The 19,750-nt window shown below is 68.9% G+C and carries 18 protein-coding genes; 3 read left to right on the top strand and 15 right to left on the bottom strand.

The annotated features are described in order from the left end of the window. Positions 1-3: 3 nt before the first annotated feature. From AC4BDD_RS25080 to AC4BDD_RS25050, 7 genes are all read right to left on the bottom strand, one after another. Positions 4-882 carry a glycosyltransferase family 2 protein gene (locus AC4BDD_RS25080; protein ID WP_490687719.1) on the bottom strand — a complete coding sequence of 293 codons (879 nt, stop codon included), beginning with the start codon at positions 880-882 and terminating at the stop codon, positions 4-6. Between the two features lie 79 nt (positions 883-961). Next, complete coding sequence (locus tag AC4BDD_RS25075; RefSeq protein WP_490687718.1) at positions 962-1,780, bottom strand: phosphorylase family protein; 819 nt, start codon at positions 1,778-1,780, stop codon at positions 962-964. Next, complete coding sequence (locus tag AC4BDD_RS25070; RefSeq protein WP_490687717.1) at positions 1,777-3,576, bottom strand: B12-binding domain-containing radical SAM protein; 1,800 nt, start codon at positions 3,574-3,576, stop codon at positions 1,777-1,779. The genes AC4BDD_RS25075 and AC4BDD_RS25070 overlap by 4 nt, the downstream gene beginning before the upstream one ends. Before the next feature lie 17 nt (positions 3,577-3,593). Next, positions 3,594-4,802, bottom strand: a complete 1,209-nt coding sequence (locus AC4BDD_RS25065; RefSeq protein ID WP_490687716.1) for a DegT/DnrJ/EryC1/StrS family aminotransferase — start codon at positions 4,800-4,802, stop codon at positions 3,594-3,596. A 17-nt stretch (positions 4,803-4,819) separates the two neighbouring features. Beyond that, positions 4,820-5,305 carry an RpiB/LacA/LacB family sugar-phosphate isomerase gene (locus AC4BDD_RS25060; RefSeq protein ID WP_490687715.1) on the bottom strand — a complete coding sequence of 162 codons (486 nt, stop codon included), beginning with the start codon at positions 5,303-5,305 and terminating at the stop codon, positions 4,820-4,822. Positions 5,306-5,447: 142 nt separating this feature from the next. Continuing rightward, complete coding sequence (locus tag AC4BDD_RS25055; RefSeq protein WP_490687714.1) at positions 5,448-5,888, bottom strand: hypothetical protein; 441 nt, start codon at positions 5,886-5,888, stop codon at positions 5,448-5,450. Further along, positions 5,885-6,364: a hypothetical protein gene (locus AC4BDD_RS25050; protein ID WP_490687713.1), complete on the bottom strand. Its 480-nt coding sequence runs from the start codon at positions 6,362-6,364 to the stop codon at positions 5,885-5,887. Before AC4BDD_RS25050 ends, AC4BDD_RS25055 begins: the two co-directional genes overlap by 4 nt. A 162-nt stretch (positions 6,365-6,526) precedes the next feature. Here AC4BDD_RS25050 and AC4BDD_RS25045 point away from each other — a divergent pair, with 162 nt between their 5' ends. Further along, a complete protein-coding gene (locus tag AC4BDD_RS25045) occupies positions 6,527-7,984 on the top strand; it encodes an NsdA family TPR-like regulatory protein (RefSeq protein WP_490687712.1) in 1,458 nt (485 codons plus the stop codon). Continuing rightward, entirely contained in the window at positions 7,981-8,478 is a 498-nt protein-coding gene (locus tag AC4BDD_RS25040) for a hypothetical protein (protein ID WP_490687711.1), read from the top strand. Before AC4BDD_RS25045 ends, AC4BDD_RS25040 begins: the two co-directional genes overlap by 4 nt. Positions 8,479-8,538: 60 nt before the next feature. On the opposite strand, the gene AC4BDD_RS25035 is transcribed toward AC4BDD_RS25040, so the two are convergent. The 3 genes from AC4BDD_RS25035 to AC4BDD_RS25025 are packed head-to-tail and all read right to left on the bottom strand — an operon-like array spanning position 8,539 to position 10,213. Next, positions 8,539-8,769, bottom strand: coding sequence for a hypothetical protein (locus AC4BDD_RS25035; protein WP_490687710.1), 231 nt, complete (start codon positions 8,767-8,769; stop codon positions 8,539-8,541). A gap of 20 nt (positions 8,770-8,789) precedes the next feature. Then, entirely contained in the window at positions 8,790-9,983 is a 1,194-nt protein-coding gene (locus tag AC4BDD_RS25030) for a glycoside hydrolase family 25 protein (protein ID WP_490687709.1), read from the bottom strand. After that, complete coding sequence (locus tag AC4BDD_RS25025) at positions 9,983-10,213, bottom strand: hypothetical protein (RefSeq protein ID WP_490687708.1); 231 nt, start codon at positions 10,211-10,213, stop codon at positions 9,983-9,985. The genes AC4BDD_RS25030 and AC4BDD_RS25025 overlap by 1 nt, the downstream gene beginning before the upstream one ends. A gap of 387 nt (positions 10,214-10,600) precedes the next feature. Between AC4BDD_RS25025 and AC4BDD_RS25020 the strand changes: the two genes are divergently transcribed. Further along, positions 10,601-12,037: a hypothetical protein gene (locus AC4BDD_RS25020; RefSeq protein WP_490687707.1), complete on the top strand. Its 1,437-nt coding sequence runs from the start codon at positions 10,601-10,603 to the stop codon at positions 12,035-12,037. Positions 12,038-12,085: 48 nt separating this feature from the next. Here AC4BDD_RS25020 and AC4BDD_RS25015 read toward each other — a convergent pair whose 3' ends face one another. From AC4BDD_RS25015 to AC4BDD_RS24995, 5 genes are all read right to left on the bottom strand, one after another. Next, on the bottom strand, positions 12,086-12,553 hold the full coding sequence (locus tag AC4BDD_RS25015; RefSeq protein WP_490687706.1) for a hypothetical protein: 468 nt from the start codon (positions 12,551-12,553) through the stop codon (positions 12,086-12,088). A gap of 132 nt (positions 12,554-12,685) precedes the next feature. Continuing rightward, a complete protein-coding gene (locus AC4BDD_RS25010) occupies positions 12,686-14,311 on the bottom strand; it encodes a right-handed parallel beta-helix repeat-containing protein (protein ID WP_490687705.1) in 1,626 nt (541 codons plus the stop codon). A gap of 10 nt (positions 14,312-14,321) precedes the next feature. After that, positions 14,322-17,030: a hypothetical protein gene (locus tag AC4BDD_RS25005; RefSeq protein ID WP_490687704.1), complete on the bottom strand. Its 2,709-nt coding sequence runs from the start codon at positions 17,028-17,030 to the stop codon at positions 14,322-14,324. A 7-nt stretch (positions 17,031-17,037) separates the two neighbouring features. After that, entirely contained in the window at positions 17,038-19,164 is a 2,127-nt protein-coding gene (locus AC4BDD_RS25000; RefSeq protein WP_490687703.1) for a phage tail protein, read from the bottom strand. A 142-nt stretch (positions 19,165-19,306) separates the two neighbouring features. Beyond that, positions 19,307-19,744, bottom strand: a complete 438-nt coding sequence (locus AC4BDD_RS24995) for a hypothetical protein (RefSeq protein WP_490687702.1) — start codon at positions 19,742-19,744, stop codon at positions 19,307-19,309. Between the last annotated feature and the right edge of the window lie 6 nt (positions 19,745-19,750).

The following is a 19,750-nucleotide window of genomic DNA, read 5'->3' as shown; positions in this document are numbered from 1 at the left end:
CATTCACAAGATCGGCGGCCGGCCAGCGCGCGTCAGCCGGGCGACCGTGCGCCATCTCATCGGTGCACGTACGCCGCACCCGCTCCGCAGGCCCTCCCTGAAGCCGGCGAGGGATACGCGCAGTGCGGATCGGTCGCGGATGCGCCACAGGGTGAGGAGGACCCAGGTGGCGAGGTTGAAGGGTACGAGGGCGCGGGGCAGGTTGCGGCGGGCGAGCCAGACCCGGTTGCGGGCGTTGAGCCGGTAGAAGGTGTCGTGGCGGGCCGGGTCGGTCGCGGGGTGGTGCACGATGATCTCGGGCGTGTACAGGCCGGTGTACCCGCGGTCCCACAGACGCCAGCCCAGATCGATGCCTTCGTGGAAGAGGAAGAAGTGGCCAGGCCAGCCGCCGGCGGCGTCGAAGGCGGACCGGCGCATCATGACGACGCCTTCGGCCATGACGGTGGCGACACCGCCCCTTGCAGGGTCTGAGGCGCGCAGCCGAGGTACCCAGCGGCGCAGGGTGGTGTGCCCGTCGGGATCGGTGATGCGGGGCTGTACGTACGCCAGATCCGGCTCGTGCAGGAAATGGGCGGCCAGGCGGGACAGGGCGTCGGTGGTCGGCAGGTGGGCGTCGTTGTCGAAGAAGAAGAGGTAGTCCCCTTTGACGTTGGCGGCGCCGATGTTGCGGCCCTCGGGGATGCCCACGTTCTCCGGCAGTTCGACGGTGCGCACGCCGGGCGGCACCTGTTCGGGGGTGCAGCCGTTGCCGACGACCACCACGTCCAGGTCGACGCCCTCCTGTGCCAGGAGCGAGGTCATGGCCCGGGGGAACTCCTGGGGCCGGTCGTTCATGGTCAGTACGACGGCGCCGACCGTGGGGCGTGGTGCGCCAGTGCTCACGAGGCGTGTCCTTTGCTGCGCGGTGCGGACGAGTGTTCGCCTGCCCGTCATCGTCACGTCATGTTGCGGAGGGCCCACCTTAGTGGTCCCCTGGGCGCCGCCGTGGCTCTCCTGGTGCGCCGCTGAGGGCGTCCAGGGCGGCCTCCAGCGCCGTGTGGAGAGCATTCCGGATCTCCGGCGCGCTCTGGCGAGGGCCGCGGTCAACGAGGGAGTCGGCTACGGCGAAGACCGCTGCCGCTTCGACGGCGCGGTGCTCGGCGACCGCGAAGACCGCTGCGGCTTCCATGTCGGCTGTCAGGACGCCGGCGGCGCCGTAGCGTGCGACTTCGGCAGTCGTCTCCCGGTAGGGGGCATCGGTGCTCCACCCCGGCCCTCGTCGCACCGCCATCTCCTGGCCATGGAGGAGAATGCGGGCGATGTGGTCGGTCAGACCTGGTGACGGGGCAGCGTAGGGCGCGGGGGGAAGGTAGTGGTGGGAGACGCCCTCGTCGCGGAGGGCTCTGTCGCACACCACGATGCTGCCGGTGGGCAGGTCGGGTTGGAGTGATGCGGCGGTGCCTACGGTGATGACCTGGGTGGCGCCGAGGGCGGTCAGCTGCTCCAGCACCAAGGCGGCCGCGGGGGCGCCGAGGCCGAAGCCTCCGCAGATGCCGAGCTGCCGGCCGTCACGCTCCAGCACGCGCAGGTCACCACGTACCCATCCGGCCAGTTGGCGGTTCCAGTACCGGGCGCAAGCGTGGTCCAGGGTGTGCTGCTGGTAGACCATGATGAGCCCGTCGAGGTCTGCCAGGCTCGCCGCCGGCTCCCGGGCTCGCAGGTATGCGGCGTGTTCACCCGGGTGCGTGACTGCGGGGAGAGCGTGTTTGCCCCGGTAGAGCGGGAAGGGCGTGCCGTTCACGCTCGGGTCTCCCGTTCGGCGAGTGCAGCGGCCAGTTGCCGCTCAGCGCCGGGGTTCACATCGTTGACCGTGTGCCAGGGCAGGACCAGGTCGTCCATGTGCCGCAGGTGGCGGTCGTAATCCAGGTCCCGCTTGGCCAGGGCCTCCATCAGCTGGTCCTTGGTCACCGCGGCAAGGTCAGTGCCGGAGTCGTAGAGGTCTTCCAGCACGTGGCCGATGCGGCGGTCGCCGCGCGAGCAGACGACCTCGAGGTGCATGCGACTGGTCGGGAACTGCTCCACGCGGAAGTGCTCGGCGAAGACGCGGTCACCGACCAGGGCACGCAGTCGCTCGCCGATCTGGTCGCCGTACGCCCGGACCAGGTCCGGGTCGGTCATCCGCAGCCGCTGGGTGGGAGTGCCGGGCTTGGGCATGAACTGGTGCAGCTTGACGATCACATTCGCGTCGGCGCCACCAAGCCGCCGGCGGACATCGCGCGCGTAGTCGGCGATGGCCATGCGGTCTTCGGGGCGTTCGCCGGGGGCGCCGATGATGAAGTACAGCATCACCGTGTTGACGTGCCCGGTCTCCCGGCACAGGTCCAGCGCCCGGTCCACCCGCTCCATCTTCTGGGTCTTCCCGTACAGGGCGACGAGGTCGGGCGCGGCCCATTCCGGTGCGACGGTGATGACGCCGCGAGCCTTCTCCAGGTGCAGCTCGGTGAACAGGTGGCCGAAGTCGCCGAGCTCGGTCACGGCCTCCAGGTAGTCGGCGTTGATCTCGTCGGCGCGGACCGATCCGATGATGGTGGTGACCCTGCGGCCCTCGGCCGCCGCGCGCCGGGCGTAGGCGCGGATGTGCTCCAGGAGCTGCTGGCGGTGGCGGTACTGGGTGAACGTCGGCGCGCTGATGATGATCGTCGGCACCTTCAGCTCTTCGAGGCGGTCGACGTAGGCGGTGAGCAACTCCAGGGGGGCTTGCCGGAACGGGGGGAGGCCTAGGCCGCAGAAGTGGCAGGAGTGCAGGCAGCCCACGACCGGATGGCAGCCGGCGGCGGTTCCGTCGGTTATGGGGTAGGTGAAGTGCGCGGCGTGCAGATCCTCGGGCTGGTGATACTGGGCGTGAACAGCCGCAGGAACGGTCAGTGCGCGAGGCCGGATGGCGCTGACTCCGCCGCCGGGCAGGAAGTCGCAGTCATACATGGCCGGCACGTACAGCCCGGGCACCCGGGCGAGCTGCTGGAGTAAGGCCCCGTTGTCGGGCCGGTCGCGGTGGGCGTGGACGATCCGGATGAGTTGTGCGAGTGAGCGTTCCGCCTCGCCGATGGCCACGACGTCGAGGTAGTCGGCCAGGGGTTCCGGGTCGGCCAGGCCGGCATTGCCGCCCACCACGAGGGGGTGCACGCCGCGTACACGGTCGGCGCTGCGCCGAGGGATCCCGGCGAGGTCCAGCAGGCGGATCACGCTGTGCAGGTCCCCCGCGTTGATCGCGGAGATGCCGACGATGTCCGCCTCCTTGACCGGGCGTGCCGACTCGATGCTGCGGTAGGGCTCGTGGTCTGGGGTGGTGAGCCGGTTCCCGTCCCGGATCAGGCACTCGTACTGGATGGCACGTTCGGCAACGGCGGGGATGTCCGGGCTGCGGTTGATGAGGTCGTGCAGGCTCATCGGTCCGTTGCACATCAGGCTGTAGGCGTGCCCGAAGGGCATGAGGAACACCATGCGCAGCAGCACGGCCGGGTCTTTGCGCGGGTAGGGGTCGGCGACGGAGATCTCCCGGGAGAGGATGCCGCTGATTTCCTGCTGGAGCTGGGACATGGGGATCTGCTTCCTGCTCAGTGTGATGTGCGGTGGGTGCGGGCGACTTGGGCGGTGGCCTGTCGGATGGCGTTGCAGATCGCGGCCTCCGCTCCGGGGCTCATCTGGGGGTGGAGGCAGGGGCACAGCAGGCGGGCGGCGAGCCGCTCGGCCTGTGGGCAGCGCTGGCCGCTGGTGTGGTCGCGGATCAGTCGGTGGCCGACGTAGGTCACCGGGTCGCTGATGATGCTCCCGACTCCGTGCTGCGAAGCCAGGACGTTCATCAGGTCGTCGCGGCCGCTGCCGGCCCAGGTATCGGGCACGAGGAGGTTGTGCCGGTAGTACAGGTGCTGGCCGTCGTGCAGCGTCGGGGGGAGGGTCAGTTCGCCGATGTCGGCGAGGCTGCGGGTGCGGCGGTGTGCCCGGTCGATGCGGGCGGTGTTCATCTCGTCCAGGCGGGCGAGTTGGACCAGGCCGACCGCGGCCTGGGCCTTGGTCATCATCTGGTTGGTGCCCCAGTGCTCCCGGCCGCCGTAGGTACGGGACCAGCGCAGTCCCTCGGCCAGGTCCTCGTCGTTGGTGGTGACCATGCCGCCCTGCCCCAGGGTGGTCATGAGCTTCTTCGACTCGAAGCTGAAGACCGTGGCCCAGCCCTCGGCCCCCACCCTCGCGCCGGAAGGGGTGCGGCCGCCGCAGGCCCGCGCGGCGTCCACGATGACGAGCGGCGGGCCGTGAACGGGGTGGGGATGCCGGTCGGCGAGGTCGAGGAACGGCCGGAAGTCGACCGCGGCACCGTTCCAGTGGGTGACCAGGATGGCCCGTGTCCGGGGCGTGATCACGCGCTCGGCGTCGAGGGGGTCCAGGTTGAGGGTGAGCGGGTCGGGCTCGGCGAGGACCAGGCTGCCACCTTGGCCGATCACTGCGATATGGGGGCCGACGAAGTTGATCGCACAGGAGATCACCTCGTCTCCCGGACCGAGCTGGAGGTAGTGGAGCACCATCTCCAGGGCGGTGCCGCCTGAGTTGAAGGCCACGGCGAAGCCAGCGCCGGTGTAGGTGGCGAAGGCGTCCTCGAAAGCGTCCGTGTACGCCGCGGCCCTCCAGCCCGTCTGCCAGTGGTCGGACTCGTCCAAGACCGCCTGGACGGCGCTGTGCTCGGCATCGGTGTACCAGCCGCCCTGGGCCGGCTCCACCGGCCAGCGCAGGGACGCCGCGGAGCGCGGGACGGTAGTGGGATCTGTGGGCACGGATTCTCCTGGTGCGATCAGCGCGGTCGGCGCTGGTTCTCTAAGGCGCAGATGGCCTCGACCTTCGCGGCGGCCGAGGACTCGGGGTCGAATCGGTAGGTCAGCCACTCCGCAGCCAGACGCCGGGCCAAGCCCACTCCGATGACGCCTTCGCCGAAGGCGAGCACCTGGGCATTGTTGGCGAGCACCGCGCATTTGACTGACAGGGAGTCGTGGGCAGTGGCGGCTCGGATGCCATGGATCTTGTTGGCTGCGATGGCCATGCCCAGACCGGTGTGGCACACCAGCAGTGCCCGGTCCGCATGCCCGTCGGCGACGATTTGCGCGGCCGCGAAGGCGATTTCCGGATAGCTGACGTGGGCCTGGTCATCGACACCCAGATCAACGAGGGAGGCGACCAGGCTGCTCGCGCGGAAGTCGTCGGCCAGCACTTCCTTGTGCCGACGTCCGGCCCTATCTGAACCCACAACGATACGGAGCAGTTTGCTGTCCACGTTCCTCATACGTCTGTGCCTTCGCAGCCAGGTGATGGAGTTCGGAGGCGGCCTGGGGCCGCAGTCCGGGAGCCGTCGGCGACCGGGGTGCGCGGTCGGCGGCGGTCTCCCGAAGAGCCGGCGTCTGCGTCGTTGCTGGACGCCAGCCGGGCTAGCCCTTGTTGTGGATCATGGCGTTCATCTTGTCCACGGTCTTGCCGGTGAGGCATGTGATCAGCTCGGCCGTCACCGTCTGAAGGGCGGTGTGCAGCCGTTCGGCGTCGGTGAGGTACTGGCCATCTGTGATCGGGCGGTGCCAGTGAAGGTCACGGCCTTCAACCAGGTGTCGGGCAGGCACCCCGACGAAGGCCACTTCATGCGGTGTCTCGCCGAGGATCTGGACGTGGCGGAAGCGCCAGCCGGTGGCGGCGCCAGGCTTCACCAGCCAGTACATGAGGTGACCCCAGCTGTCGGTGATGACCGGCCCCGACTCCTCGCCCAACAGGGCCAGGATCTGCTCACCGATGTCCTGCGGTACCCGGACGGCGTCCCAGTAGCGGCCGGCACGCAGCGCGGTGCTGCGGGCCGGCGGCGTCCAGCGATCCGTGATCATCGGACGGGCTCCGTGACGTTCAGGAATGCGTGCTGGTCAGCCAGCCAGTCCGTGAGAGACAGGTAGTCGTCCACGTACCTCACGTCGTCGTGTGTCGGCGTGACGATGCCCTGGGCGAGCCCGAGGCTGATCAGTCGCTCAATGCGGCGCCACTCGGGGCGGTGAGCCATGTGAAGGTCACGGGGGGCGCGGTCGACGAGCTCGGCGGCAACGGCGCAGCCGTGCGCGGCGGCATAGCGGCGCAGTCGACCAAGCAGTACGTCCGGGCGGGCCCAGCCAGAGGTCCGGGCGTAGAGAACGACGGCATCGCCAGTCCCACCACGCTGGCTTCGGGTACGCCCACCGATGCCGCTGGGCACCACGACTGCATGCCTTCTCCGCTGGCCCAGCGCCGCGGCCGTGCCAGGGAGGACGACATCTCTCCCATCAAGACCCGTCCGGCACAGCCGGCGAGGTGGCTCATGGTTGCTGATCACGGAACGCTCCCCGGTGTTGTCTCGTCTGCTGGACACCAAGAGCGTCAGCCTCGGGAGCGAATCGCGAAATGACCGAGGGGGGTTACCTAGCTGGTAATACGCTCGTTTCAGCTACTGCGCGACTACTTACCTGTGCCAAGATCCCCTGGAAGCAGGTTTCCAATGGCTGCCACTGGACTGCCTGCCGACGTCCTCGACCGGGACGACCTCCGGCAGGCGTTGGCTGAGCACGATTTCGCTGCTGCCTTCGCGCTCATCAAGAAGTGGGCCGGCTACAGCCAGAACCGCATCGCGGCGTCCTGCCAGCTGACCCCTGGCAAGGTCTCCCTGATCATCAGTGGCAAGCACGCGGTAATCAGCTACGAGGTGATCAGCCGAATCGCGGACGGACTTGGAATCCCCGGCGCCCTGCTGGGGCTCGCTCCCCGCCCGTGGGAGGCCGACCACCGCCGGGAGGAGGAACACCCGTCAGCGCCGCCGGGTGAGACAGACGCGGAGGAACTCCCGTGGCAGCCAGCCGCCACGGTGAAGCTCGCCGCTCACCTGACGAGGAGCGATCTCGTGATGGACCGCCGCGCCGCCGCACGCGCCCTCGCGGCCGCCACTGTGACTGGGGCCGCCCTGCTGGACCCGCTGGAGGGCTGGCTGCAACCCGCCGTCGCTGCGCCCCACCGAGCCCGAGGCCGTCTCGGCGTTCATGAAGTCGACCAACTGGAACAGACCGCCCAAGCCTTCCGCCGTTGGGACCATCAGTACGGCGGCGGCCTGCGTCGTAAGGCCGTCCTCGGCCAGCTGAACGAGGTGGCCACCGCGCTTGACGAACACCAGACATCCGCAGTCGAGGGCCGTCTTTACCGGGTCATGGCTCAGCTCGCCGGCACCGCGGCGACGATGGCGTGGGACTCGGGGCTACAGCGCCGGGCGCAGGACTACTACCGTGTGGCCCTACGTGCCGCACATGCCGGTGCCGACATGACCTTCGGCGCGAACGTACTGGCTGGCATGGCCCGGCAGATGCTCTGTAGCGACCGCCCGCAAGACGCCCTGGAACTCGTCCGGCTGGCGCAGGACGGAGCGCGTCACGCGGCCGGTCCCCGGCTGCGGGCGATGCTCCACACCCGCGAAGCGTGGGCCTTGGCCGCCATGGGCCGCACCGCAGCCTTCCGGAGGGCGACCGAGCAGGCCCGCGAGGCCCTGGCCGCCGCCAAGCCCGGTGAAGAGCCGTACTGGATCGCGTATTTCGATGAGGCCGAACTCGCCGGAGTCACCGGCGGGCGCCTCTTGGACATGGCCCGGAGTGACCCTGGCAAGAACGCAGAAGCCGCATCCGAGGAGATCCAGAACGCCCTGCGGCGCCGCGGACCGGAAGCCGGGCGTAGTCACGCTCTGGACTGGATCGGCCTTGCTGAATCCCGCTACCTGGCCGGGGATATCACCGAGGCCGTCGCCCACACCCATCGAGCGGTTGCCGCGGCCGAGCTCACCCAGTCAAGCCGGGTCCGTGCGCAGATGGCGGTCCTCTACCCGTATACCGTCGGCCATGGCTCGTCCCGGCCCGTTCGCGAAGCCAGGGACCGCATCCGCACACTGCTGACCGGTCGAGAAGGGACCGACGCGTGACGACGATCGCAGTATCCGGACACATGGACCTCACCGACGACACAGTGCCCCTCGTACGGGGCGCTCTACGGGACGTGCTTCAGGACATTGCCCGCCGATCCGACGACAAGCTCGTTGGTCTCTCCTGTATCGCACGCGGTTCCGACACATTGTTCGCCGAGACGCTGCTGGAGGTCGGAGGTCGCTTGGTGGTCGTCCTTCCCTCTCGTGATTACCGCCAGTCCAAGGTCAAGCCCGACCACGCCCCGACGTTCGACCGGCTCGTCCAGGCCGCAGACGAAGTCCTCGTCATGCCCTATGAGACCGCGAACCGCGAGGCGTACGAGGCGGCGAACAAGACGCTGCTTGAGCGGGCACAGCAGATCGTCGCCGTGTGGAACGGGGAGCCGCCGTCGGGCAAGGGCGGCGGGACCGCTGACGTGGTGGTCGCTGCGAGGGATGCTGGCCTTCCTGTTTGCGTGGTCTGGCCAGAAGGCGCTGCACGACGCAGTTGACGGTGACGCGCGAAGGCGCCCCCTCGCCTGGCCCGAAGGCCAGGCGAGGGGGCGCGTTGATCAGTAGTTCACGAACTGTATGAGGGTGAGCGCGAGGGCCGCCAAGCTGACCAGGGCAGCCAGGGACGGCAGTGGCCAGCGGCCCCGCTCCAGGGTGTCGAGCCGCTGCTCGTGATCGTCCAATCGCCGATCGGTCTGATCGGAGCGCTGCACAAGGAGTGCCAGCTGGCCGTCGATCCGGGCCAGGCCGACGTCGACACTGCGGCGCAGCTCGGCCAGCTCCAGTGCCACCGTCTGTGGCTCCGGCGGCGTCACCCGCTCGCCCCCGAAGCCGGATCAGCGTGTGCGGGCAGCGTGGAGGCTGTCCCTGCCCGGCCGATGTGCCGAGCTGCCCACGACTTCGCCGAGGCGGCCAGGAGCGCGACCGGCGCCGCCCACCACACCGGCAGGTCGGCCAGCTCCACCGCGACCAGACCCAGCGCGGCCTGAACGCCGGTCCAGCCCGCCCGCTCCGCCAGGTCGAGAACGAATCGCATGTTCACTGGCCCGCCTCCCCCACTTCGAGCCGGACGGTGACGCGCTCGATCGCCGCCTCGATCCGGGACACCAGCGCATCGACGTCGACCGCGGGTGTCCCGCGCGGCGAGCGCGTCGGCCAGGGCCCGGATGGCGGCCGTCTGTGCGGTCACCCTGGTCTCGATCCGGCGGGCGGTGTCGCCGATGCTCACCAGCACACTGGCGGCCTTCCACTCCTTGTTGCCGGGGTTGCCGGTGCGCCAGGACTCCGGGACCCCGAGGACACCGTCTGTCTCCCAGACCGCCGCGGCGATCTCCTTATCGGTGCGTGTGGCCATGCCGTCCTCCTCGTCGGTGGGGGTGGTGCCGGCGGCCCAGGCCCGGAGCGCGTCGGCGGACAGGTAGCAGATCGAGCGGTCGATGGGCTGACTGGTGAACTGCCAGATCAGGACCTGGTGGCCGCTGGGCGTCGGGCGGGGCGCGGCCTCGGCGCGGCTGTACGGCGCCGGGCTCCACGGGTATGCCGGGTACCACAGCGGCACGCCCGGCGGGAGGTGCCCGGCGGCCAGGTCGTCGCCGGAGGTGTAGACCCCGACGCGCTGCCCGGGGAACGTCTTCTGCACGGCGGCGATCCACGCGCCGGCCCAAGCCCGGATCTGGCCGGCGGAGCGGCCGCGGTAGTTCCGACCGTCGGAGTAGCGCTCCAGGTCGAGCCAGTGTGTGAAGCCCCGGTCGGCGTACGGGCGGACGGCGTCGATGTAGTTCGCGGCTTCGACCGCCGCGTCCTGGTTGGGCCATGCGAAGTGGTAGGCGCCCGGCACCAGCCCGGCCGCCTTGATCGCGGTGATGTGGGCGGCGAAGCGGCCATCGCGGCTGTGCTGCCCCTCGCTGGCCTTGGCGAAGGCGAACACCACGCCATCGCGCTTGTGGGCGGCCCAGTCCTGCGGGCCCTGGTGGGCGGAAACGTCGACTCCACGGCATGTGGACATCAGCGTCCCTCGGCGTCGGTGGCTGCTGCGAGGAGTACCGCGCAGTCCTTTGCCTCGCGGAGCTTGCGGAGGGACGCGGTCAGCTCGGCGTCGTCGGGCAGTCGATCGAGCACTTCAACGGCGAGGGAGTGGAACAGTCGGCTGACCTCTTGCAGGTGTGGCGTCAGGTGCTCGTAGGCGAAGCCACGAACGGCGGAGGTGGTAGCCGGGTGGCGTCCAGCGGTGTTCATGTGTCCTCCGGGGACGACGAAAGCCCCGGCCAGTCGGCGCGGGGCAGCGGTTGGGCGGGGCACGGACTTGCCGTCAAAGCGAGACGGCAAGTCAGCGGCGTTACGGGCGGGGGGCATGCCTCAGATGGGTCGGCTGGGGTGGAGGGACCCTGAGGCAGCCGAAGCGCGGTGACAGCACCAGACTCGGCGTTTGTCGACTTGTCCGAACAGTCGTTGAAATTGCTGTGATCAGGCAGGCTACTGATAGAAATGGTCATTATTGTGCCCGATCTCGGCCACTGTGACCTCTCTGCGCTGCGACGCCTCGATGGGCGGATGTAGTTCTCGATTCGAGCGCCGTGTCGGGCGTTTGGCTCGTGCACATCGACATTGGGAGGGGATGAACGCGTGATGCGCGTATTGCGCCGGGTTGTGAAGAAGCCCGGTCGAATGGGGGTGGCCCTGGCGGCGGCCTTGGTCATGCCAGCTGCGGCGCCGGCCGCAGTGGCTGAGGAGACGAAGAACCAGCAGCCACAGTCCGTAGGGCTCTACGCCCTGCCCGTCGGAGCGAAGGTCCCGTCACTGGAACAGCTCCGATCGGGGAAGGCTCGCATGGCGCAGCCGTCGGAGCCGGTGGGCGGACGACTGCCGATGGAGACGGTCGGGCCTGCGGCCGCGCATCTTCCGCTGGCCGACACGCCGTCAGCCATGGCCCCGGATAAGAGGACAGCGGTGCGCCATGGGGCAGCAACCTATCCGGAGCCGCCCCGGTCCATGACCAAGGATGAGTGCAAGAAGGGCCTACACGGCGGCAAGCTGTTCTATGTGAAGTCCCGCTTCGCCATGTGCAATGGCACGCAGATGATTCAGACTTGGGCTAAGAACGGACGCGTGACGGGACAGAGCTCGTTCACGCTCTGGGTTATCTCAACAGTGCCGGACCGTAAGGACCGGACCGTCAAGTACCAGTATTTGTTCACCGACTTCTTTGATGAGGGCCAGACCGGTACGCGTGACCTGAAGATCACTACCGATGCCCGCATGAAAACCTGGCCCTCCAGGGCACGCTCTCAGCAGGGGGGACTCATCCCTCCCACCAAGACATTCGCCGCGCTGAAGGCCAGCCCCAAGTATGAGCACACCGTCGTCTTCGATGCGGGTCAAGGACGGGGCAAGGACGATGTCATTTCCATGGCCTATGAGCCGTACTTGAGGATCACCATCCCGCCTCGCTGGGTTGTGCGGGAAGGTGACTCCTGGGTTCGCGTGGGATTCTTGGCCGCGCAATGGGACGCAGCCAGCTATCTCTATAATCCAGGCGGTGGTGGGAACGCCAAGAAGAAGGGTGGCGCCGCCTTCCCTATAGCAATGTATCTCACCTTTAGCACGAAAGCCGGGGCGCCAGAACGGGCAGTGGCCCTGCACCTGAAAAAGGCGCATGAAAAACCGGCCGACACGAAGCCGGTGAATTCGAGGAAGAAAGTGCCCGGATTCGATACAGACCACAAGCTTCACCGCGTCTATCATGACGTAGATGGCAGGGATCGCAAGGAAGCGAACCGCAGGGCGGCGAAGGCCGTCTGCGTGAAGTACTGGGGCAGCGACTACTCCCAGGGCGAGCGACTGGACTGCGATGAGTACCCGAACGCCGTCACCTACGAAGGAAGCGCGCAGCACCAATTCGAGCCCTCAACGCCTGAGGACAACTTCTCCGCGATGCCGCTCGATAAGATCCAGAACCGTACCGCGGGAAGCATCCTAAGCCTTTTCTTGAAGAGGAACCGGATAGTCGACGGGAGAATCGGCAACGAGGAGATAGACGGCTTCATGATGCAGATCAAGTAAGAGCGGATATGAGGGGCCAGGGAGTAACCCCTGGCCCCTCGCTGGATATCAACCCTCAGAAGGCCAGAACTGGGCCACGTACCGTTCAACACCCTCCGGAACGCCAAGCGGTGCGAGACGAGCAACCTCCGCGCGTCCAGTGCAATACACCCGCACCCTCCACACAGCGCCAGGGCTGCCGAGATCCAGCCTGTCTTCCTCCGGGCCCGCCATCACCCACACAGCAAGCTTGCCGGACACAGAACGAATCTTCGCCTCTCCGGTCGCTTCCCACTCCTCACGGTGGTCCTCGGGCGGCTCGGCATCCCAGACTTCCGCAGTCAGTACCGCCTTATGGCCATGCGCCGCGCTCTCAATATCCACCCGCCCCTCGAATTCTGTCAGCAGACCAGAGCCCAACTCGGCGAGGTCATCCGGGTATTCAACCGGCACCTCGGTATCCCAGTCGTCCTGTAGCGAGAAGCTGTAGTAGTCCACCGAGACATTGAAAACCTGCTGTCGGTCCAGTACCGCCATGGGTGCCCCTCCACTATCTACGCACGCTCTGACGGCAGAGAGCCTATCCATCTGGAACGACGCTGGCAGACCGATGTCGCGCTGCATTTCCCGCAGTCCCGACCAGTTGGCTTGTAAGCCGTTGCCGGAGTGCTAGGAGAGGTCGGTGGCGAGGGTCTGTGGGGACGGTGAGGCGTCGGCCATTCCCGAGCCTCCAGTGAACTGGGCACCACGCCAGTCGTTGCCATAGCGGGCGACGTTGGAGCACGTGTTGGTCACGGACAGGCCGTTGACAGCCTCGTTGCCGGAGCCGTTCGGCCTCACCTTGTTGCCAGACAGGCTGATGCTGCTGGCGTTGGTCGAGACGCGGATGCCGTACCAGGTGGCGTTCGCGGCCCGACCCGGGGACTTGATGTAGTTGTTCCGCAAGTGCAGATCGTTGCCGTCTTGGACCAGGAGGCCGTTGTTGCCGGGGTACATGACGTTGTTCGCGGCGACGCTGGAGTGAGTGCAGGTCACGGCCGTGATGCCGTGAGCGCCGGGCGTATAGACCTGGTTGCCGACGATGTTGCCGTTGGTGCACGACTCCGTGGAGATGCCGGTGCCGTCCACGTTGGAGATCGTGTTGCCGCTGACGGTGTACCGCTCAACTTTCTCCAGCCGGATGCCGCTCTGCCCACCGGCAGTTGTGTCGATGGCGTTGTCCCCGATGGTGAGGTTGAGAATCTGCCCGGTGGTCTCGCCGAGAGCGCTGATCGGTTCGTCGTAGGAGCCGCCGAACCGGAAGGTGTTGCCGACGACGGCGAAGTTCTTGATCGACTGCGAGGCGCCGGTCTGGTTGCCGCTGGGGTCCTTGGTGTCCTCGGTGTCCGTCACGATGACCGACCGGATGCGGACCCCGGCCCCGCAGCTGGAGATGGTGTTGCCGGTGACGGTGACGTCTTCCCAGTTGTACGCGGATACGACGTATTGCGGCAGGCCCTCGAAGGTGTTGCCGACGATCCGCACGCGGCGGTGGAACTTCGTGATCGTCGCGGAGTGCGAGCCGATGCCGCGGGGCCAGGCGGTCGTGCCCGCCGTGCCGCTGGCGCCGAAGTAGCAGCCGTCGATCAGGATGTCCTCGGCCGGGGTGTGGTCGTAGGGACCGAAGCCGCCGAAGACGCCGACCGACTTCGCGAGGTCGAGCTGGATGGCTTCGGAGAAGTCGCGGCCGCCGGGGTCGACATAGCCACGGAACCGACAGTGATGGATGGTGCCGCGCTTGGTGGAGTTCAGCTCGATGGCGTGGAACCCGGGGGTGTCCCGGACCTCCAGGTCGCGGATGGTGATGTCGGAGGCGTGGCCGATGCTGATGCACATCGCGGAAGCGGTGAGCCCGGCGGTGGTGCCGCGCATGTTCCACAGGCCGCCCTCGATCGTGATGCGCGACTGCCCGGTGTAGCCGCCCGTGTTCTGGTCGGCGTCGCCGTTCAGGAGCATCGTTCCTGCGATGTTGCGGCGGAACTCCGCGTCGGGCAGCAGGGTCAGCCGGGTGTCGGAGTAGATGCGCAGGGTGGCGCCGATCATGTAGGTGCCAGGCGGGACGATGACCCAGCCGCCGCCCCGGTCCCGGGCCGCGTTCAGCGCGGCCTGGATGCCCGGTGCCGCGTCGGTGGCGGCGTCCCCCACCGCGCCGTACGCGGTGACGGTGATGGATTCGGCGAGCCGCTCCAGCATGTACTGGAGCCGCCCGGCCGTGATCGGCGTCGACGGATGCCACTGCTGCACAGGAGTGGACACAGGGGGCCTCCTACAGGGCTGCGATCGCTGGACGGGCAAGGTGCACGGCGGTCCCGGCCGCGTGAGCGATGGCGATGCCGTTGACGGCGCGCACCACGGTCCAGGTCTGCGGGCTGCTGGTGCCGGTGATGGCGGTGACGGTCATCTGCTCGCCACCGATCGTCACCTCTGCCGGCAGCTCGTCCGGGGAGGTCGGCCACAGGGGGCCGGCGGTGACCGCCACGCTCAGCGCGGTGTCGTCGGCGTCGACCGCGGCGGCCAGCTGGCTGCCGTCGGTGTCGGCCCGGTACCCGCCGTCGGTGATCGCCACGTTCCACGGGCGGCCGGGCGAGCAGTTGTAGGTGATGTCCCACTTCTGCGGCTGGATCGTCTCGGTCTGCCCCTGCACGATCAGGTCGATCGTCTCCGGCGGCACCCACGGCGGCGGGTTGGCGATCGTGATCCGGTCGCCCTCGATCACGCTCGTCGCCGCCTCGACCAGGTCCGGGGCGGCCGCGAGGTTGACGTGGACGCTGGGGTACCGGGTCTGGTCCTGCGTGCCCAGCCACAGCCGCCACCACGCGATGGGCTCGGCTTGGGTGTCCTTGGCCAGGGACAGCGACACGGATTCGTCATACCGGCCCACCCCGGCCGGCGGCGCCTGCACCGACAGCGGCCCCGACTCCAGCACCGCGCGCGCCGAGGAGCCACCGATGCGCGCCACGATGATGTCGTTGCGCACGTCCGCGTCGTCGTCCACCGGGTCCAGAGGCGGGGCCAGGCCGGGTCCGTTGTAGTCGAGCGCGAGGGCCGGGGGCTGGGAGTACAAGGTGGTGCGGGCGCGGTAGAGCAGCGCGACCCGGTCGCGCTGCTCGCCCAGGATCCCGCCGTCGGTGTCGGCGACCTGCTGGAGCAGGTCCAGCAGCTTCTCCGGGCGCTGCGGGCCCATGGCCATCATGTCCGCCGGCACCCCGCTGATGACCAGCGGCAGCCCTTCCTCGCCTGCCAGCCGGGTCAGGCGGGACCAGCCGGCCTCGGGGTTGAAGCCGTCGTCCGCGAGGTCGAACGCGAAGGCTCGGACCGTGCGGAACACCGCCAGGTGGCCCATATGCAAGGTGGCTTGGTCGAGGCCCTGGCCGGGCGCGCACGACACCGCGGTGACCCGGCCGGCCGTCACCCCCGTGACGAGCGTGGACAGGCCCCGTTCCGTCTCGCCGATCGTGGTCCAGTTCAGGTGGTAGGTGGTCGCCCCGTTCGCCGTCTGGGCGCGGAGTTTGAGCCGGTTCCAGGACTTGGTGAACTCCACGCCTCCAAGGTTCATCAGCAGCGTGACCGAGGATGCTCCGGCGGAGGTGCTGGTGCCGTACAGGCGCACGTTGTCCGGCCGGACCTCGATGTCGAGGCGGGAGTAGGTGCCGGTGGTGCGGACCTGGAGGAGCGTGGCCTGGGTGGGGAACTGGTCGATCTTGTACACGCACTCGACATGCCAGGCACCCGCCGGGGCAGCCGGGACTTGTCCGCCGAAGCTGCCGGCCGCGCCGATCTTCGGGAGCGCGGAGGATCCGGCGAGGCTGTCGTCCGAGGCGAACTCGATGCCGGACACGACCATGGGCAGCACACCGGGGAGGGGACTGTACGCCTGGGTGGCGTCGCGCTCTTCCTCCATCGGCCAGTAGGCCAGCAGTGCCGGGTCGGACGGGATCCGGCGGCGGAGCGTGGAGTCCAGCGCCTTGGTGCCCTGCCCCTGGCGGCGCAGCAGCCCGGATGCCTCCAGCGGCACCCACACCACCCGGCCCGACAGGCTCCACCGGGCCGGCCATGAGGCCACCTCGCCGACGAAACGGACCCGCCGGTCGCTGATCTCGGCGCTTCCCTCCAACGTCCACAACCGGCCCACGGAGTCGGTGAAGCCGCTCGTGCCGGGCGTCTGGGTGGTGAAGTCGGGGGCCGCCGCGACCGGGCCGTTGATGCCGTCGCGGACCTCGAACCGATACCCCGATCCCGCGAAGGGGGCCCGCGGCGGGCTGGTCGACGGGTCCGAGTCGCCCACGCGCAGGGGCGCGGTGCTCGCGTGGATGCTGGTTGTGCCGCTGCCCCGGACCGGGGAGCCGATGGGCGTCCATGGGCCCGCCAGGCTCGGTGCCGAGTAGAAGGTGACTTCCCACTGGCCGGCGCCGGTGTCCGCTTCCAGAGTGGCGCGCACAGCGGCCCGGCCGCGCAGCTGTGGCAGCCGGGCGACCGGTGCGAAGACGCGGCTCACGCCGTCCTCCGACCAGGACAGGGACAGTTGGCCGTTGAGCACGCGCAGCGCATACGACCGCTGACCGCCCTCGGCCACCCACTTCGAGACCAGGACCTGATTCACCCCCGAGGCCCACTCGATGTCCACCTCGGCCCGCAGATCGAGGTCACCGCTGATGTTCAGCCCGGCTGTGTGCGGGGTCGACACCACACCTGTTGCCGTGCCGTCCAGCAGCAGGCGGGTCGGCCCCGGCACCGTGACGCGCAGCGGGGTGTTCCGGCCGATGCGCCCGAAGTACGGCGACCGGGGGTTGCGCGGGGAGTACCGGCCGCCTGCGTTGTTCAACTCCAGGGTGCAGCGGGCCGGATCTGTACGGGCTGCCTCGTCCGACCGGCCGCGGGTGATGGTGATCGGTGTGTGGGTCCGCACATCAGCGGTGATGTCCGCCCACTCCTCACCCACCTGGATCTGAACCCGGGGGTCTGGCCACACGGCCATGAGCCCGTCACCTCCCTGACCCGGTGCCGAAGGCGACTTGGACGTTGCCTCGGCCGATGACGCGGACACGGTTACGGAGCCACCTGGTCAGGTCGTCGCCACCGTCGGAGGCATCAACGATCACGCGGACCACCGGTTGCTGCGCCGAGGGGCCGGGGGTGGGCGCGGACAGCGTCCCCGCCGGTCGGCGTGGTGCGACGAGCGCCGGCGTGGTGCCTTGGGCCGGGCGCTGACCGGCCATGGTGAGCGCGGGAAGGTCACTGGTCAGCCCGCGCAACTGGCTTCGCAGGTAGGGCGTCTGGGCGTCGATGCCGCGCTGGAAGCCTTCGATCACGTACCGGCCCGCCGGGGTCAGGATCCGCTTGTCCAGCGACTCGGGGCCCTTCCAGGATGTCAGGGCGCTGGTCAGGCTGCTCAGCTTGTTCTTGACCGCCCCGAACATCGACCCGATGCCGCCGACGAAGCCCTTGATGAGGCTCACGCCGGCGTTCCACAGGGTGCGGCTCAGGTCACCCAGGGCCCGCACCGCGCGCCCCGGCAGGCCCCGTACCTTGTCCACCGCATCACTGACCTTGGCCCCGACGCCGGAAACCAGCCGGCCGCCTGCGGTGGTGGCTGTGCGCCACAGGCTGCCGCCGAGCCCGGCCAAGGCCGCCACGGTGCGACCGGGCATGCCCGCCAGCCACAGGACAAGCCCGACGAACGCGCGGATCGCGGCGCGGGCGGCCGAGGAGAACCAGCTGCCGACCATCCCTGGCAGCTTCGCGAACCAGCCGATGGCGGACACGATCCCCGTGACGGCCGTGGAGATCGCGCCCTGGGCCACCTCCCACGCGGCCTTGACGATATCCCGGAACCGCTCGCTGTTCTGCCAGGCGATGACGACGATCGCGACCAGGCCAACGATCAACCCGATGACGAGCGCGATTGGGTTCAGCGCCATGGTGCCGTTCAGGAGGCCCTGGGCGATGGCCCACCCGCGCGTGACCGATGCAGCGATCGAGGTGTACAGGGCGTACGCCTTCACACCGAGCGCCACGGCGGTGAAGCCGGTCGCCACAACCGTCAGTACGCCTGGCGGGACCGCATTGATGATCTGCGCCAGCCACAGGGCCACCTGCGAGCCGACTCCGATGATGGGCGCGAGCGCGAGAAACAGCTGCAACGCAGCGCTGCCGAGCGTGCCGAGAGTCTCCGCTCCCTCTCCAGCCAGATCGAAGAACTGCGCCAACCCGTCTGAGCCTTCGAGGCCCTGGCCGAACTCGGCGAACCGCTCCGTCATCTCCTCCAGCCCGCCGGTCGCCTCCTCCGACCTGCTGGCGAAGGCATCGATGATCCCGGCGAAGCCGACCACCACATTGCGCAGCGACCGTAGGAAGGATCCCAGGTTCTCCTCCGCGTTCTCCGCCAGGTCCTCGGCGAAGTCCGCGATGGTGCCGTCCTCCACCCGTTCCTGGATGCTGTCGAGGAAGTCGGAGAACGCACCGGCCGCCGCCTGGACCAGCGGCGTCAACGCGGGCAACAGGCCGCGCAGGATCTGCAGAGCCTTGGTGAAGACGGGCATCGTCGTGCCCGACAGCGAGTCCGACCAGGCCGCGAAGTCCCGCTTCAGGCCGACAAACTCGCGCGCCGTGTCCCGGGTGGCCGGCGGAAGCCGGTTCAGCGCCGCCTCGTACGCCGCCTGCTTCTCGGCCGCGTCCGCCGCGCCCTCGGCTACCGCCTCCTCGGCCTGCGCCGCCAGATCGGCGACTTCGGCCACATCCTCCAGCTGAGGCTTCGCGGCGAGCTGGAACGCCCGCACCGCAGCCCCAGCGGACACCGCGCCGGCCACCAGGCCGCCGAGCGCCACGGTGACCGCGGCGACCGCCGGCACCCCGGCACCGATGGCGGCAACAGCAGGGCCCACCCGACGCAGCGCCTGGACAACGAGGTCGGCGTGGGCACGGATCCCGTCGCCGAGACCTCGCCCGGCCGCCTCGCCCTCCGAGACGAAGCGACCGCGCAAGTCCCGCAGGGTGCCGTCAGCATCTCGCCGAAGGCCCCGCAGGCGCAGCCGGGCGGAGTCCAGGCCGCTTCTCCAGCCGCCGTCGTCGGCACGGATGAAGCCGACCAGTTCGCCGATGGACAGGCCCATGCCGCACCGCCTCCCTTCGAGCAGAGGTCGGTGCGCTGGCAAGCACGGTCGTCAGCGCCGCTCAGTCCGAGGAGCGCGGCTGTGCCGGTGCGTGTCCTTTGGTTACTCCGAGCGCAGGTTGGTGATCAGTGGCCTGGGGCGGTCAGAGTGTCTGCTCCAGGTGCGCCAGGAAGGCGGCGATGAGGCGTGGACGCGGGACATCGGGTACGGGCGCGTCAGGCAGGTCCTCCTCCAGACCCCACGCGGTGTTGAACGTCACGGCCATGCCGTCCGGGACGATCTCCTCTCTGAGCCAGTTCACGAAGTCCGCAGCGGCGTGCGCAGGGCAGTCCATGATGGCCACCCCCTCGGGAGACAGCTTCGCTGTGCCATCGAGTTCCTCGTCACCGAGGGTGATACCGAAGGACATGTCAGTCCCTCGGATGGGACCACCCGGGTTGCCTTGGACGCGAACGAATTCGTCCGGGTCCCGTTCGCGCAGCCTGGCTTCCAGGTGCTGGTAGGTAAGACCCCAGGTTTCGCCTTCAGCGGGTGTGAAGACGTACATGGTGCGGAGTTCGGCCAGCTCGGAGGCGTCCACGCGGTG

It is taken from the genome of Streptomyces sp. JLBT605 (genome assembly GCF_058215555.1).
The sequence above is the reverse complement of the archived record's forward strand: the minus strand, read 5'-3'. Positions and strand labels throughout refer to the sequence as shown.

Bases quoted from the DNA above. Each gene is read 5' to 3' on its own strand.
- AC4BDD_RS25000 (WP_490687703.1), bottom strand. From the start codon at position 19,164: ATGGGCCTGTCCATCGGCGAACTGGTCGGCTTCATCCGTGCCGACGAC.
- AC4BDD_RS25005 (WP_490687704.1), bottom strand. From the start codon at position 17,030: ATGGCCGTGTGGCCAGACCCCCGGGTTCAGATCCAGGTGGGTGAGGAG.
- AC4BDD_RS25025 (WP_490687708.1), bottom strand. From the start codon at position 10,213: ATGAACACCGCTGGACGCCACCCGGCTACCACCTCCGCCGTTCGTGGC.
- AC4BDD_RS25015 (WP_490687706.1), bottom strand. From the start codon at position 12,553: ATGGCGGTACTGGACCGACAGCAGGTTTTCAATGTCTCGGTGGACTAC.
- AC4BDD_RS25070 (WP_490687717.1), bottom strand. From the start codon at position 3,576: ATGTCCCAGCTCCAGCAGGAAATCAGCGGCATCCTCTCCCGGGAGATC.
- AC4BDD_RS25030 (WP_490687709.1), bottom strand. From the start codon at position 9,983: ATGTCCACATGCCGTGGAGTCGACGTTTCCGCCCACCAGGGCCCGCAG.
- AC4BDD_RS25045 (WP_490687712.1), top strand. From the start codon at position 6,527: ATGGCTGCCACTGGACTGCCTGCCGACGTCCTCGACCGGGACGACCTC.
- AC4BDD_RS25060 (WP_490687715.1), bottom strand. From the start codon at position 5,305: ATGAGGAACGTGGACAGCAAACTGCTCCGTATCGTTGTGGGTTCAGAT.
- AC4BDD_RS25055 (WP_490687714.1), bottom strand. From the start codon at position 5,888: ATGATCACGGATCGCTGGACGCCGCCGGCCCGCAGCACCGCGCTGCGT.